Source organism: Micromonospora marincola (assembly GCF_056150385.1).
Genome location: NZ_JAXCFT010000004.1, coordinates 174,294 through 188,893 on the forward strand (window position 1 = coordinate 174,294; position 14,600 = coordinate 188,893).

Annotated in this window: 15 protein-coding genes; 9 read left to right on the forward strand and 6 right to left on the reverse strand. The window is 73.9% G+C overall.

What is annotated here, in order from left to right; all coding sequences use genetic code 11:
- Positions 1 to 181 precede the first annotated feature (181 nt).
- Positions 182 to 1,543 carry a S1C family serine protease gene (locus SM450_RS11990; protein ID WP_474619791.1) on the forward strand — a complete coding sequence of 454 codons (1,362 nt, stop codon included), beginning with the start codon at positions 182 to 184 and terminating at the stop codon, positions 1,541 to 1,543.
- 56 nt (positions 1,544 to 1,599) lie between these two features.
- Positions 1,600 to 2,439, forward strand: coding sequence for a hypothetical protein (locus tag SM450_RS11995; protein WP_474619792.1), 840 nt, complete (start codon positions 1,600 to 1,602; stop codon positions 2,437 to 2,439).
- A gap of 115 nt (positions 2,440 to 2,554) precedes the next feature.
- Here SM450_RS11995 and SM450_RS12000 read toward each other — a convergent pair whose 3' ends face one another.
- Positions 2,555 to 3,127, reverse strand: coding sequence for a DUF3000 domain-containing protein (locus SM450_RS12000; RefSeq protein WP_282287704.1), 573 nt, complete (start codon positions 3,125 to 3,127; stop codon positions 2,555 to 2,557).
- A gap of 182 nt (positions 3,128 to 3,309) precedes the next feature.
- On the opposite strand from SM450_RS12000, the gene hemE reads away from it, so the two are divergent.
- The 3 genes from hemE to hemQ are packed head-to-tail and all read left to right on the forward strand — an operon-like array spanning position 3,310 to position 6,518.
- Complete coding sequence (gene hemE, locus SM450_RS12005) at positions 3,310 to 4,401, forward strand: uroporphyrinogen decarboxylase (RefSeq protein ID WP_474619793.1); 1,092 nt, start codon at positions 3,310 to 3,312, stop codon at positions 4,399 to 4,401.
- A 9-nt stretch (positions 4,402 to 4,410) separates the two neighbouring features.
- The gene (hemG, locus tag SM450_RS12010) at positions 4,411 to 5,820 is read left to right on the forward strand and encodes a protoporphyrinogen oxidase (RefSeq protein ID WP_474619794.1); all 1,410 of its coding nucleotides are present in this window, start codon (positions 4,411 to 4,413) and stop codon (positions 5,818 to 5,820) included.
- Positions 5,817 to 6,518 (forward strand): hydrogen peroxide-dependent heme synthase, encoded by a 702-nt coding sequence (hemQ, locus tag SM450_RS12015; protein WP_474619795.1) that lies wholly within the window; start codon positions 5,817 to 5,819, stop codon positions 6,516 to 6,518. The genes hemG and hemQ overlap by 4 nt, the downstream gene beginning before the upstream one ends.
- A gap of 45 nt (positions 6,519 to 6,563) precedes the next feature.
- Here the strand turns inward: hemQ and SM450_RS12020 are convergent, their stop codons facing one another.
- The 3 genes from SM450_RS12020 to SM450_RS12030 form a co-directional block, all read right to left on the reverse strand.
- Positions 6,564 to 7,706 (reverse strand): lytic polysaccharide monooxygenase, encoded by a 1,143-nt coding sequence (locus SM450_RS12020; protein WP_474619796.1) that lies wholly within the window; start codon positions 7,704 to 7,706, stop codon positions 6,564 to 6,566.
- 110 nt (positions 7,707 to 7,816) lie between these two features.
- Complete coding sequence (locus SM450_RS12025; protein ID WP_474619797.1) at positions 7,817 to 8,257, reverse strand: GNAT family N-acetyltransferase; 441 nt, start codon at positions 8,255 to 8,257, stop codon at positions 7,817 to 7,819.
- A gap of 70 nt (positions 8,258 to 8,327) precedes the next feature.
- The gene (locus tag SM450_RS12030) at positions 8,328 to 8,588 is read right to left on the reverse strand and encodes a Prokaryotic metallothionein (protein WP_474619798.1); all 261 of its coding nucleotides are present in this window, start codon (positions 8,586 to 8,588) and stop codon (positions 8,328 to 8,330) included.
- Between the two features lie 155 nt (positions 8,589 to 8,743).
- Between SM450_RS12030 and SM450_RS12035 the strand changes: the two genes are divergently transcribed.
- Positions 8,744 to 9,019, forward strand: coding sequence for an isoamylase early set domain-containing protein (locus tag SM450_RS12035; protein WP_474619799.1), 276 nt, complete (start codon positions 8,744 to 8,746; stop codon positions 9,017 to 9,019).
- Here the strand turns inward: SM450_RS12035 and msrB are convergent.
- The gene (msrB, locus tag SM450_RS12040; RefSeq protein WP_474619800.1) at positions 9,016 to 9,423 is read right to left on the reverse strand and encodes a peptide-methionine (R)-S-oxide reductase MsrB; all 408 of its coding nucleotides are present in this window, start codon (positions 9,421 to 9,423) and stop codon (positions 9,016 to 9,018) included. The two genes, SM450_RS12035 and msrB, sit on opposite strands and share 4 nt — an antisense overlap.
- A gap of 47 nt (positions 9,424 to 9,470) precedes the next feature.
- Between msrB and ligD the strand changes: the two genes are divergently transcribed.
- The 3 genes from ligD to SM450_RS12055 all read left to right on the forward strand — a co-directional run bounded on the left by ligD (position 9,471) and on the right by SM450_RS12055 (position 13,408).
- Positions 9,471 to 10,502, forward strand: a complete 1,032-nt coding sequence (gene ligD, locus SM450_RS12045; RefSeq protein WP_474619801.1) for a non-homologous end-joining DNA ligase — start codon at positions 9,471 to 9,473, stop codon at positions 10,500 to 10,502.
- A 78-nt stretch (positions 10,503 to 10,580) separates the two neighbouring features.
- Entirely contained in the window at positions 10,581 to 12,818 is a 2,238-nt protein-coding gene (locus SM450_RS12050; RefSeq protein WP_474619802.1) for an ATP-binding protein, read from the forward strand.
- Between the two features lie 131 nt (positions 12,819 to 12,949).
- Positions 12,950 to 13,408, forward strand: coding sequence for a peptidoglycan-binding domain-containing protein (locus tag SM450_RS12055; RefSeq protein WP_474619803.1), 459 nt, complete (start codon positions 12,950 to 12,952; stop codon positions 13,406 to 13,408).
- Positions 13,409 to 13,498: 90 nt separating this feature from the next.
- Here the strand turns inward: SM450_RS12055 and SM450_RS12060 are convergent, their stop codons facing one another.
- Complete coding sequence (locus tag SM450_RS12060; protein WP_474619804.1) at positions 13,499 to 14,341, reverse strand: hypothetical protein; 843 nt, start codon at positions 14,339 to 14,341, stop codon at positions 13,499 to 13,501.
- Positions 14,342 to 14,600: the final 259 nt, after the last annotated feature.

The following is a 14,600-nucleotide window of genomic DNA, read 5'->3' on the forward strand; positions in this document are numbered from 1 at the left end:
GTGTCGAACGGATGTCCGCAGGTTGTCCGGAACGTGACGGGTTGCGCATGCGTGACAGGGTCGGACATCGGGGAAGACAAACCCTGTTCCCGCCGGTACGGTCCATCGAGCCGTGAGCGGAACGGGGGCGGCCGGGACAGCGGTCGGACGTCGGCGGAGCCGGCGGGGAGGACGGGCGATCATGGCAGGCGGGTACGGAACCGGCGACGGTGTGCCGGGGCAGGACGGCGACGGAACGGAGCGGCCGGGGCCGCTCCCGCCGCGCATCGCCCCACCCGACCCCGGATGGGGCGGCAGCGGCGGCTATCCGGGACGGCCGCCCTCCGGCGCTGCCCGCGCGGCATCACCTGTCGTGCCGGCCCAGCCGTCCTCGGGCTCGGCGTATCCGTCCTCGGGTCCGGCGTATCCGGCCCGGCCGAATTCCGGCCCCGCCCGTCCCGGGCAGCCCGCCGGGGCGGCCTACCCGGCCCAATCGGCGCCTCCGTACCCGGAGCGGCCGGCCGTCGGTTCGTCGTACCCCGGGTCGCCGGTCTCCGGCCCCACCTATCCGGGCCAGTCGTCCTCGGGTGCGGGCCAGCCGGTGTCGGGCCCCGCCTACCCGGGCCAGCCGGTGTCCGGCCCCGCCTACCCGGGCCAGCCGGTGTCCGGCCCCGCCTACCCGAGCCAGCCCGGGCCGGGTGCCGGCTATCCGGGCCAGCCGACAGGCGGTCCCGGGCAGGCCGGGTTCGGCGTGCCACCGCTCGCCGGTCATCCCGAGCGCCCCCGGCGCCGTGGCGCGCTGCAGCTGGTGGCGCTGGCCCTGGCCGGTGTGCTGGCGGTGATCACGGGCGTGCAGGCGTACCAGATCCACCGGCTCGACGACCGACTCGCCGCCGCCGACCGGCAGGCGGCCGAGGCCCAGGGCGTGGACGCCCGCCGGCTCGACGGGCTGGAGCAGCGCGCCGGAAGCCTGGAGAAGCAGGCCGGCGCCGCCTTCAACCCGGAGGCGGTGGCGAGCGCGGTGCTGCCAAGCGTGTTCCGGGTGCGGGCCGGCCAGTTCACCGGTACGGCGTTCGCCGTCGGCAAGGCCCCGTCCGGCGGCGGCACCACGCTGCTCACCAACTTCCACGTGGTGGAGGCGGTCTTCGCCGCAGGCGAGCGCAAGGTGTTCCTGGAGCGCACCGACCAGCGGTTCGAGGCGACCATCATCGACACCGACAAGGAGAAGGACCTGGCGCGGTTGCGCACCACCGCGAAGTTCGGCGGGCTGGTCGCGGCGCGCGCGCCGGTCAAGTCCGGCCAGCAGATCGTGGTGGTCGGCGCCCCGCTCGGGCTCCAGGACAGCGTCACCACGGGTGTGGTGAGCGCGTTCCGCCAGGACGAGGGGGGTTCCGGCCCGGTGATCCAGTTCGACGCGCCGATCAATCCCGGTAACTCCGGCGGCCCGGTGATCAACGGGTCGAAGGAGGTCGTCGGCATCGCCACGGCCAAGGCCCGCGACGCCGAGGGGATCGGCCTGGCAGTGCCGATCAAGACCGCCTGCGACCGGTTCAAGCTCTGCTGAGTGGTCGCTCGACCCTCGGCCGCCCCACGGGGAACCCGCACATCTGGAGGAACGACATGTCCCAGCCACCGACCGGAGCGGATGGTCACCCGCCCCAGCCGCCGGGCGGCACGGTCTACGGCAACACGTACGGGAGCCCGCCCACGCCCCCGTCGTACGGCCCGGCCCAGCCCGAGCCCACTCGGCCCCAGCAGCCCGTGCCCGGCCAGTACGCCCCGGGCGGCCCCGGCTCGGGTGGTTACGCCCCGGGCAACCCCGGCTCGGGGAGCTACGGCGCCGCCCCGGCCCCCGCGCCGGGACAGCCGATGTCGGCGCCACCGGTCTCCGTACCCCCGGTTTCCGGCGCCGGCTACCCGCAGTCGATGTCGGCGCCGCCCGGTCCCGCTTACGAACCGCAGCCGATGTCCGGACCGCCCGGCGTCGCGCCCCCGTACGGACCGGTCGGGTTCGGTCCGCCCGGGTACGGGCCGCCTGCGGGTGCGCCGGCCGGCGGCGGACGGGGACGGACCACGCTGGTCCTCGGCCTCGTCGCCGGGCTGCTCGTCGTCCTCGCCGGCGTGATGACCACCCTCTACGTCACCACCAACAGCAAGTTGACCAAGTCGGAACAGCAGGTCAGCCAGCGTGACGGCACGATATCGGCGAACCAGCGGGAGATCGACCGGCTCAAGGGCGAGATGAAGACGGTCCAGGAGCGGCTGGCCGACACCGAGCAGGACCTGACCGGCACCAAGAACGACCGGGACGAGCAGGCCCGGCAGAAGAAGGTCATCGGGGACTGCCTGAACAAGTTGACCACCGCTCTCGCCGCGGCGTCGCGCGGCGACAAGGCGGCCTTCGAGGCGGCCAACAAGGGCCTCGACAAGGTCTGCGACGAGGCCGAGAACTACCTCTGATCCCCTGCCTCGGTCGATCATGAGGTTGACGGCGATCTGGCTCTCCGGAACGGCCGTCAACCTCATGATCGCGAGGCTGACGGCCGGTGGGTGGGTGGGGTGGGTGGGGGTGGGGTCAGGCGGCGCCGGCGGAGCGGCGGGTGGGCAGCGCGGTGACGCCGGGTGGCGGCAGGCCCGCCGTCGAGGCCAGCAGCGTGCACCAGCCGAGCAGGTGCGGGCCCAGGTCCGCCCGCAGCGGCGTCCAGGAGGCGCGGATCTCGATGTCGCCGGCGGCGGGTGGCCCGGCCAGCTCGCCGAACCGGGTGGAGAGCGTCTGGGTGACCGTGCCACCGATCGCCCGGTGCCCGGCGCCCTGCGCGTCAAGCGCGTCGGTCAGCCAGGTCCAGCCCACGCCGGGCAGCAGCGGATCGCTTGCCAGGTCGACCTCCAGCTCGGCGGTCACGTAGGTGACCAGCCGCAGGGTGCCCTGCCATGCCTCGTGCCCGGCCGGGTCGTGCAGCAGGATCAACCGGCCGGTGGCCACCTCGTCGTCGTCGCGCATGACCGCGGCGGACAGGGCGAACGCGTACGGGGCCAGCCGCTGTGGCGCGCCGACCTCCTCCAGCTCGATCTCTGGCCGGGGTGTCACCGATCGCAACCCCGCGACCGCGCGAGCGAACGTTTCCGGGAGCGCGATCGGGGGGGCCATGCCGGCAGCCTATGCCGCCTCCGGCGCGCCGTGGGTGACGGCGCGCCGGGCGCGTCGCGGGCGCGGGTGTTAAGCGGGGGCCCCTGCTATACCGGAGGCGTTAAGCGGGGCCCCCTCCTTCTACGTCACAAATGCGGACGGGGGGCGTGGGGGGCGGTGGGGGGCGTGGCACGATTGCCGCGATGACCACCGACACCACGGGCACTGCCGCCCGAGACGGACAACCCCGCCGCGGCGGGCCGGCCGACTCGCCGTTCGTGCGCGCCTGCCGGCGTGAGCCGGTCCCGCACACCCCGGTCTGGTTCATGCGCCAGGCCGGCCGGTCGCTGCCGGAATACCGGGAGATCCGGGCCAGCGTGCCGATGCTGGAGTCGTGCCGCCGCCCCGAGCTGGTCACCGAGATCACCCTCCAGCCGGTCCGCCGGCACGGGGTGGACGCGGCGATCCTGTTCAGCGACATCGTGGTGCCGGTGGCCGCCGCCGGGATCGACCTGGACATCGTGGCCGGGACCGGGCCGGTGGTGGCCGAGCCGGTGCGCACCGCCGCCGACGTCGAGCGGATCGCCCTGATCGGCCGCGACGACGTGTCCTACGTGGACGAGGCGGTCCGGCTGCTCGTCGCCGAACTGGGCGACACCCCGCTGATCGGCTTCGCCGGCGCCCCGTTCACGCTTGCCAGCTATCTGGTCGAGGGCGGGCCGTCGCGCACCCACGCGAGGACCAAGGCGCTGATGTACGGCGATCCGGAGCTGTGGCACGCGCTCTGCGCCCGGCTGGCCGAGGTCACGCTGTCGTTCCTGCGGGTGCAGATCGACGCCGGGGTCTCCGCCGTGCAGCTCTTCGACTCGTGGGCCGGCGCGCTCTCCGAGGCCGACTACCGTCGCTTCGTGCTGCCCCACTCCACCCACGTGCTGAGCGGCCTCGACAACGCCGGGGTGCCGCGCATCCACTTCGGGGTGGGCACCGGCGAGCTGCTCACCGCGATGGGCGAGGCCGGCGCCGACGTGGTCGGCGTGGACTGGCGTACGCCGCTCGACGTCGCCACCGGCCGGATCGGGCCGGACAAGGCGGTGCAGGGCAACCTCGACCCGACCGTGCTGCTCGCGCCCTGGCCGGTGGTGGAGGCCGAGGTGCGGCGGATCGTCGAGCAGGGCCGGGCCGCCCCCGGCCACGTGTTCAACCTCGGCCACGGCGTCCTGCCGGAGACCGACCCCGACGTGCTGACCCGGGTGGTCGCGCTGGTGCACGACCTGTCCGCGCGCCCGGCCCGCTAGGGGGTCGTCGTGGCGCGTCCGTGGCGGGTGGCGATCGTCGGTGGCGGGATCACCGGGTTGGCCGCCGCCGTCCGGTTGCGCGACCGCGCGCCCGCCGGCACCGAGATCACCGTGTACGAGCAGTCCGGCCGGCTCGGTGGCAAGCTGCGCACCGGTGAGCTGGCCGGTGGCCCGGTCGAGTTCGGGGCGGAGTCGTTCCTGATGCGCGACCCGGCCGGCGGGGAGTCGGCGGCCGTGACGCTTGCGCGCCGGCTCGACCTGGCCGCGGAGATCGTGCACCCGAGCGTCGGGCAGGCCGCCCTGCTCGTCGACGGCGGGTTGCGCCAGGTGCCGGGCGGCACGCTCGTCGGCGTACCCGGGGATCTGGCGAAGGTGGCGGCGGTGGCGCGGCCGGCGGCGGACGCCGACCGGGACGCGGGCCGCCCGCTGCTGGCCCCCGGCGAGGACCTCGCGGTCGGCCGGCTGGTCCGGGAGCGTTTCGGTGACGCCGTGGTGGACCGGCTTGTCGACCCGATGCTCGGCGGTGTGTACGCCGGCCGGGCAGACGATCTTTCCCTGGTCACCACCATGCCGGCGCTGGCCCGCGCGGCCCGTCGGGAACACACGCTCGTCGGCGCGGTACGCGCCGCGCAGGCCGCCGCGCCGCGTGCCCCCGGCGCGCCGGTCTTCGGCACCCTGGCCGGCGGGTTGACCACGCTCGTCGACGCGGCGGCCCGGGGCAGCGGCGCGACGATCCGCCGGGACGCGGCGGTCCGCGAGTTGCGTCGCACCCCGGCCGGCTGGCGGCTCACCGTCGGCCCGACCCGCGACGCCGAGCACGTCGAGGCCGACGCGGTGCTGCTGGCGGTGCCGGCCCGGCCGGCGGCCCGGCTGCTCGCCGGCGAGGCGCCCGAGGTGGCGGAGACGGTGGGGGTGCTCGACTACGCGAGCGTCGCACTTGTCACCCTCGCCCTGCCCGGGCCGGCCCTGCCGGAGCTGTCCGGTTTCCTGGCGCCGGCCGGCGAGGGTCTGCTGATCAAGGCGGCCACGTTCTTCACCACCAAGTGGGGGCACCTGCGCCGGCCCGACGGGATCGCGCTGGTCCGCGCCTCGGTGGGCCGGTACGGCGACGAGACCTCGCTCCAGCTCACCGACGACGACCTGGCCGCCGCCGTGCACCGGGAGCTGTCGGCGGTGCTCGGTACGGCGCTGCCCGCCCCGGTGGCCCGGCACGTGCAGCGGTGGGGCGGCGCGTTGCCGCAGTACCGGCCGGGGCATGCCGACCGGGTGGCGGCGGCCCGGACGGCGTTGCACGCCGCCCACCCGACGCTGGCCCTGGCCGGGGCCGGTTACGACGGCGTCGGCATACCTGTGTGTGTCCGCTCCGGCGAGACGGCGGCCGAAGAGATCATCACGGCACTGGGAGGATCGGCAGCATGACCGAGCAGACCAACGCGGCGCGGCTGCGGGAACTCAACGAGACCATCCGCTACACCATGTGGTCGGTGTACCGGGCCACCAGCCCGCTGCCGTCGCTGCGGGAGAACGTCGGCCAGGAGGTCGAGTCGCTCTTCGCGGAGCTGGCCGGCAAGGACGTGACCGTCCGCGGCACGTACGACGTGGCCGGGCTGCGCGCCGACGCCGACCTGATGATCTGGTGGCACTCGTCGTCGAGCGACGCGCTCCAGGACGCGTACCTGCGGTTCCGCCGGACCACGCTGGGCCGGGCGCTCACCCCGGTCTGGTCGCAGATGGCGCTGCACCGGCCGGCGGAGTTCAACCGCAGTCACATCCCGGCGTTCCTGGCCGACGAGGAGCCGCGCGCCTACCTCTGCGTCTACCCGTTCGTCCGCTCCTACGAGTGGTATCTGCTGCCGGACGCCGAGCGGCGGGAGTTGCTGGCCGAGCACGGGAAGATGGCGCGGGGCTACCCGGACGTGCGGGCCAACACGGTCGCCTCGTTCGCGCTCGGCGACTACGAGTGGATGCTGGCGTTCGAGGCCGACGAGCTGCACCGGATCGTCGACCTGATGCGCGACCTGCGTGCCTCCGGGGCACGCCGGCACGTCCGCGAGGAGGTCCCCTTCTACACCGGCCGCCGCCGCCCCATCGCCGACATCGTCACCTGCCTGGTGTGAAAGGCGGGGGCCCCGCTTAACGCTTTCGGTAGAGGCGGGGGTGGGTCAGGCGGTTGTGGTGCAGGAGAGGATGCCGGGCACCGGGTTGGTTCCGGTCGAGGTGCCGGTGAAGCCGAACGAGGTGCTCGCTCCAGGCGACAGCGTGCCGTTGTAGGCCACGTTGCGCGCGGTGACGAGTGTTCCACTCGTGGTCACCGTGGCGTTCCACGCCGAGCTGACCTGCTGGCCGTTCTGGTAGTTCCAGCTCACCGACCAGCCGCGGATCGGGGAACCGCTGCCGTTCGTCACCTTCACCTCGGCCTGGAAGCCGCCGCTCCACTGACCGGTGATCTGGTAGGTCGCGGTGCAGCCCCCGGCCGGGTTCGGCGTCGTCGGGCCGCCGGTGGGCGACGCGGTGGGGCTGGTGGTGGGCGACGTGGTCGGGCGGGTCGTCGGCGAGGTGGTCGGGGACGCGGTCGGCGACGTGGTGGGGGACGCGGTCGGCGACGGGCCGCTGCCACCGAAGTCCACGTCGCTGCACAGGTAGTAGGACTGGTCCAGGTGGCTGGCCTGCCAGATGGTGTAGACGATGTGCCGGCCGGTGCGGCCCGGCGCGCTCGCCGGCACCTGGATCGACACGCCCGACGCCTCCGGCGTCCACTGGCTGGCCGGGGTGTTGCCGATCTGGCCGACCTGCTCCAGGTCACTCCACCGCAGCGGCGTGGTGAGCGCGTTGAAGCCCTGCTTGGTCACGTACACCCGGATGTAGTCGGCGCCGTGGCTGGCCTGGTCGGCCAGCTTGATCCGGAAGTTGTTGGAGATCGACGTGGTCTTCCAGGCGCCGACCGTGTCGAGCGCGTTGTAGCGGCCGGCGGAGGTGTGCCCGGCGCTGCACAACTGGCCGTCCGGGATGGCGCCCTGGTGGTTGCCGGCGACGCCCTCGCGGAACAGGGCGTTCCAGTTCCACATGGCGGACGGGTCCGCCTGCCAGGCCTGCCAGCACATCGGGTCCTGGGTGGCCATCGCCGGGTTCTGGAAGTCGCTGCCCCAACGCTGCCAGCAGCTGTAGTTGCGCGAGGCCGGGTCGATCACGGACCCGTGCGCCGAGGCCGGGCCGGAGAACGCGGTGGTGAGCAGCGCGGCGACGACCGCGCAGACGCCGAGGATCGCCGCGCCGAGCGGGATCCGACGGCGGTACGGAGTGGACATGTGAAGCCTCCGGGTGGGGGTCGGTGCACGACGCCCGGACTGTCGGGAGTTGCCCTCTCCCGCGTGGCGGCTCGGTTCCGCACGCTGCCACATAAAACGACATACGTCAATTAGTTTGGATTCCGGCGCATCGGCGTGTGCGGGATGCCGTCCTCCAGGTAGCCGGGGCCGCTCACCCTGAAGCCGTGGCCGGCGTAGAAGCCGACCAGGTGGGTCTGCGCCTCAAGCGCGCACGGCCGGTCGCCCACCGCGGCCAGCGCCTCGGTCATCAGCGTCCCGGCCAGCCCCGCGCCGCGGGCCGCCGGCGCCACCACCACCCGGCCGATCCGCGCCACGCCGTCGGGGTCGGCCAGAATCCGGAGGTACGCCTCGACGGCGCCGTCGCGGGTCAGCCACAGGTGGCGGGTGCCGGGCTCGACGTCCCGGCCGTCGAGTTCCGGGTACGGGCAGGACTGCTCCACCACGAACACGTCGATGCGCAGCCGGAGCAGGTCGTGGAAGGTGCGGGCGTCCAGTTCGGCGAAACCGGCCAGGTGGGACTCGACGGGCATCCCGCAAGGCTAGGCCGTGACCGCTGGGTGGCCGCCACCGGTGGGACCGGGCCCGCTCCGTCCTCCCCGGTCAGGCGGGGCGGGCGCCGACCGCGTCGCGGATCTCGGCGCCCTGGTCGCCCTCGACGGCGCGGGCGCAGTGGGCGCAGCAGAAGAAGCGGCCGGACACCTCGACGCCGTGCCCGACGATCTTGATCTGACAGTGCTCGCAGACCGGTGCCATCTTGTGCACCGCGCACTCGAAGCAGTCGAAGGTGTGCCGGGCGCCGTCCACCGTGCGCACCTCGAACGCCAGCCAGTAGTCGTTGCCGCAAACTTCACAGGTAGCCATGCGAAACCCCCCGAAAACGGACCTGTCATCCCAGGGTCGCGCAGCGGACACGTCGAGGCAACCGGAACCGGCGAACCTGGTCCGGCTCGACGGCGAGTCACCCCCGGCGTGTCGCACGCTGCCCCTGGTGACCGCCGAAAATCCCCGGAGGATCCGTGATCAAGCGCAACAAGCTCTTCGGCACCCAGACCCGGGTGACCTTCTGCCTGCCCCGGAACGCCCCGGCCGGCACGGTCAGCGTGGTCGGCTGCTTCAACGGGTGGGAGCCCGGCCGGCACGAGCTGGTGCCCCGACGCGACGGCACCCGGACCGTGAGCGTCCGGCTGGGCCCGGGTGAACACCGCTTCCGCTACCTCGCCACCGGCGGCGTGTGGCTGGACGACGAGGCCGCCGACCAGATCGACGAGGCCGGCGGCCTGCTGCGCCTCTAGGCGTTCGGCTCCAGCCGCACCGAGATCGAGTTGACGCAGTGCCGGGTGTCCTTCGGCGTGAAACCCTCACCCTCGAACACGTGCCCGAGGTGGCTGTCGCAGCGCGCGCAGCGGATCTCCGTGCGCCGCATGCCGAGCGTGTTGTCGGGGATCTCCTTGACCGCGCCCGGGATGGCGTCGTCGAAGCTGGGCCACCCGCAGTGCGAGTCGAACTTGGCGTCGCTGCGGAACAGCTCCAACCCGCAGGCCCGGCAGTGGTAGACGCCCGGGGTCTTGGTGTCGACGTACTCGCCGGTCCAGGGCGCCTCGGTGCCGGCCTCGCGGAGCACCCGGAACTCCTCGGGGCTCAGCCGGACCCGCCACTCGTCCTCGGTGCGGGGCAGTTCGTTGTCGGAAAGACTCACCCCTCCACGGTACGTCGAGTGTCGGGGGCATCGCATATGGTCGCCTGATGGCGGGCAGCAAAAGCGCCGTCGAGGAGATCGAGGTCGCCGGGCGGGCCGTGCGGCTCAGCAGCCCGGATCGGGTGATCTTCCCGCAGCGCGGCTTCACGAAGGCGGACGTGTTCCGTTACTACCTCGCGGTGGGCGAGGGGATCACCCGCGCCCTGCGGGACCGGCCGACCACCCTGCAACGCTTCCCCGAGGGCATCGAGGGGGAGATGTTCTTCTCCAAGCGCGTGCCGGCGCGCGGCGTACCCCCGTGGATCCAGACCGCGGAGATCAGCTTTCCCAGCGGCCGGAAGGCGCACGAGCTCTGCCCGGCCGACCTGGCCCACGTGGCCTGGGCGGCGCAGATGGGCACCGTGGTCTTCCACCCCTGGCCGGTGCGCGCCGCCGACACCGACCGTCCGGACGAGCTGCGGGTGGACCTCGACCCGCAGCCCGGCACCGACTTCGCCGACGCGGTGACCGCCGCCGGTGAGCTGCATGGGCTGCTGGACGAGCTGGGCGTGCCCGGCTGGCCGAAGACCTCCGGCGGCCGGGGTGTGCACGTCTACCTGCGCATCCAGCCGCGCTGGACGTTCGTCGAGGTGCGCCGGGCCACCATCGCGCTGGCCCGGGAGCTGGAACGGCGCCGGCCCGAGCTGGTCACCACCGCCTGGTGGAAGGAGGAGCGGGGGCGCCGGGTCTTCGTCGACTTCAACCAGACCGCGCGGGACCGCACCATCGCCTGCGCCTGGTCGCTGCGGGCCAACCCGCGCGCCACCGTCTCCACCCCGGTCGACTGGGACGAGCTGCCCCGGGTCGACCCGGACGACTTCCACCTGGGCACGGTGCCGGCCCGGTTCGCCGAGCGGGGCGACCCGCACGCCGCGATCGACGACGCCCCGTGGGACATCACGCCGCTGCTGGAGTGGGCCGAGCGGGACGCCGCCGACGGCCTCGGCGACCTGCCCTACCCGCCGGAATACCCGAAGATGCCGGGCGAGCCGAAACGGGTCCAGCCCTCCAAGGACCGCGACCGCCCGCGAGACGCCTGAGCGGGCGGCGCCCTGACGGGCGACGCCGCGTCGCATGCCCGACTGCCCGCACCGACCGCCGTCGATACCCTGTTCCGCGTGTTCTCCGACGCGGTACGGGAGCTTCGCCGGCGCGGCGCGCTGACGCAGGAGGATCTGGCCGCCAGGACGGGGCTGTCCGTCCGGCACCTGCGGGACCTGGAGGCGGGCCGGATCGCGCGCCCGCGACCCGTGACCATGCTGTTGTTGGCCGACGCCTTCGCGCTGCACGGGCCGGAGCGGGACCGGTTCCTCGCCGGGGCGCCGGCGCCGGCCCCGCTGGGCGGTGTTCCGGCGCAACTGCCGGCGGACGGTTTCGGCTTCGTCGGCCGGGCCGAGGCGCAGGCCCGCCTCGACGAGATCCTGGCCGGGACGGCGGAGCAGCCCACCGCGATGGGTCTCGCGATCGTCTCCGGCACCGCCGGGGTCGGCAAGACCGCGCTCGCGGTGCACTGGGCGCACCGCGCCGCCCCGCTCTTTCCCGACGGCCAGCTCTACGTCAACCTGCGTGGCTTCGACCCGGGCGGCGCTCCGGTCGGCCCGAGCACGGCGCTCGCCGGGTTCCTCAACGCTCTCGCCGGAGCGGGCGACCGTCCGCCCACCGGCCTGGAGGAACAGGTCAGTCGCTATCGCAGCCTGCTCAGCGGCCGGCGGATGCTTGTCGTCCTGGACAACGCCGGTGACGCCGACCAGGTACGCCCGCTGCTGCCGGGCGCGCCCGGCTGCTTCGTCCTCGTCACCAGTCGTGCCCAGCTCCCGGGCCTGGTCAGTGTCAACGGCGCCCACCCGGTCACCCTGGACGTCATGTCGGCGGCCGAATCCCGCGAGCTGCTGAGCCGGCGCATCGGCACGCGGCGGGTGACCGCCGAGCCCGAGGCCGTCGACGCCATCGTCGCAGCCGCCGCCGGGTTGCCCCTGGCGCTGTCCGTCGTGGCCGCCCGGGCCGCCATCAACACCGGTTTCCGCCTGTCGGAGCTGGCGGCTGACCTGCGCCAGGCGTCCGGACGCCTGGACGCCTTCGACGGCGGCGAACCCGTCACCGACCTGCGGCTTGTCATGTCCTGGTCGTACCGGACCCTCGACCCGGGCACCGCCCGGCTGTTCCGACTGCTGAGCGTCCACCCGGGCCCGGACTTCGCCGTTCCGGCGGCGGCAAGCCTCGCCGGGATCGCGCCCGCCCAGGTCCGCCGGCACCTGGCCGAGCTGACCCGGGCCCACCTGCTCACCGAACACCGTCCCGGGCGCTTCACCTACCACGACCTGCTCCGCGCGTACGCCGCGGAGCTGACCGCGGCCGAGGACGGCGAGGCGGACCGGCACACGGCCCGTGCCCGGTTGCTCGACCACTACCTGTCCGTCGCGTACGTCGCCGACGAGCTGGTCTATCCGCAGCGGGACCGGCTGCCGGTCGACCCGCCGGGGCCCGGCGTCGCGCCGGTGACCCTGGCCGACCGCGACCAGGCCCTGTGGTGGTTCACCGAGGAACGCCAGGTGTTGCTCTCCGCCCTGGCGCTGGCCGGCGGGCACGGCTTCGACCGCCACACGGCCCACCTCGCCTGGGCGATCACCACCTACCTCAACCAGCGCGGCTACTGGGAGGACTGGACCAGCAGCCTGCGGGCGGCGCTGTCGGCGGCCGTCCGCCTGGGCGACGACCAGATCGAGGCGTACGCCCACGGGGTGCTCGGCTTCGCCGGCATCTCACTGGGCCGGTACGACGACGCGCGGCACCACCTGGCACGGGCGTACGACGGGTATCGGCGGCTTGGTGACCTCGCCGGGCAGGCCCGGGTCGAACTCAACCTGGGGTGGATCAGCGACCGGACCGGCCAGCCCGAGCAGGCGCTTGCGCACGCCCGGGAGGCGCTGCGCCTGCACCGACGGGCCGGGCACGTCACCGGGCAGGCCTTCGCGCTCAACGCGGTCGGCTGGTCGCACGGCCAACTCGGTGACCACCGCGCCGCGATCGAGAGCTGTGAACAGGCCCTGGCCCTGTTCACGTCGGTCGACAACGTGCTGGGCCAGGCCATCACCTGGGCCAGTCTCGGGCAATCCCACCTCCAGCTCGACGCGTTCACCGCGGCGGTCGGCTGCTACGAGCACGCGGTCCGCCTGCGCCGCGAGATCGGCCACCGTCGGTTGGAGGCGGACGCGTTGGTGAGCCTCGGCGACGCGCACCTGGCCGCCGGCGACCCCGCGTCGGCCCGCCGGGTGTGGCAGCAGGCGCGGGATATCGTCGCGTCGCTCGACGTGGCCGACACCACCGGGATCGACGCCAAACTCGCCGCCCTGCGCTGAGCCGGCCCGGAAGTGCCGGCCAATCTCCGGTCCGGCTCCTGTCCGGGCCCGGCGGCGGACGAAACGATTGGGTGACAAGCCGCGCGACGCAGCGTCGCCCGCGCGACAGTCACCTCGACCAGGGGGTTCCCATGCTCCGACGTCTCGTCCGCCTCGGCCTCACCCTCGCGCTCACGGTCACGACCGCCGGCGGTGCGGTCGCCATCTCGTCGCCCGCCCAGGCCGCCCTGCCGCACTGCAACGGCGCGGGCGTCTACACCTCCACCTGGTCCGGCGCGCGGGGCGCCACGGCCTGGATCCCGGCCTACATCACCAGCACCTTCAACTTCAACTGCCTACTGACCCGGGGTGACCACAACTCCGGCGTCGGTGAGCTGCAGCGGACGTTGCAGGGCATCTACGGCAGGTACCTCGGCCCCAGCGGAGTCGACAACGACTTCGGCGGTTACACCCAGAGCGCGTTGCGCAGCGTCCAGTCCGACCTGGGCATCTCCGCCGACGGCGAGTACGGGCCGCAGACCCGTGACCACGTGTGCTGGCGGTGGACCGGCAGCGACAACTCCTGCATCTGGCTCAACAACAACCACTGAGGACGCGCGGGGCATGCCGACGGGGGGATGCCCCGCGACCGACCGCCCCGGCTCCGGCCGGGGCGGTCGCCCTGTCTCCACCCTCCCGGATCAGGCGGCGGCGAGGAGCATGCGGATGGACGCCTGGATGTGGTGAGGGCGGCGGTAGAGGTCCGTGGCGGTGTAGACGCGCATCCGCCAGCCCTGTTCGGCCAGCCAGTTCAGCCGCGAGCGGTCGTGGTGCAGGCGGTCGGGGTCGAGGTGGGAACGGCCGTCGTACTCGACGCCGATCCGCTGCCGGCGGTAGCCCAGGTCGAGCCGGTAGACCGGCACGCCGTCGCCGTCCGGGACCCAGAGCTGCGGCTCCGGCGCGGGCCGGCCGGCGTCGACCAGCAGCAGCCGCAGTTGGCTCTCCTGCCGGCACTCCGAGCGCGGGTCGGCCAACTCGGCCAGGTGACTCGCCTGGCGCACCCCGCGCAGCCCGGCATGCGACGCCACCTCGGTCATCAGGTCCTCGCGCCGGCAGGCCCCCACCCGCAGGCAGAGATCCAGCACGGGCAGCGCGTCCGCCCGGCGCAGCACCCGGGCCAGGTCGACGGCGCAGCGGGCGGCCGGGGCACAGGGCACCCCGGCGATGAACTCCACGTCGGTGACCGGCAGGACCGATTGGCGCACGGTCACGCCCCGGATGCTCGGCACCGGGCCGCCGGCCGGCACGATCACGTGCACCGAGTCGCCTGGCGCAGCCCCGAACCGGTGCAGCCGGGCGCCGGTGTGGAACCCCGCCACGGCGTCGGGCGGCAACCGACGGAACAGCGCCCGCAAGCGGCTCATCTCGTCGTCCGCGTATCCGTAGACGCCCCTCGAAAGCCGGCCGAGCCGTCCCGCCTCCACCCGGTGCCGCACCGCCCCGCGACTCATCCCGGCCGCGCGTAACTCCTCGTACCGCCACACCCCACCACCCTCGCGCCCCACCGGCCCCCGCGTCCGCCCCTGTGGATAACCACCCCACCCCAGGCCCCGCCCCGCCCCACCCCAGGCCCCGCCCCGCCCCAGGCCCCGCCCCGCCCCGCGCCCCGTGCCCCGCGACTCGCCCCGCGCCCCGGGTCTTGCCCCGCCCGGGCCTCCCGTCGATCTAGGACTTGTGGCAACTCGCAAAGGCCGCTAACGGCACATTTCCTGGCACCACAAGTCCAAGATCTGCGAGGCCCTG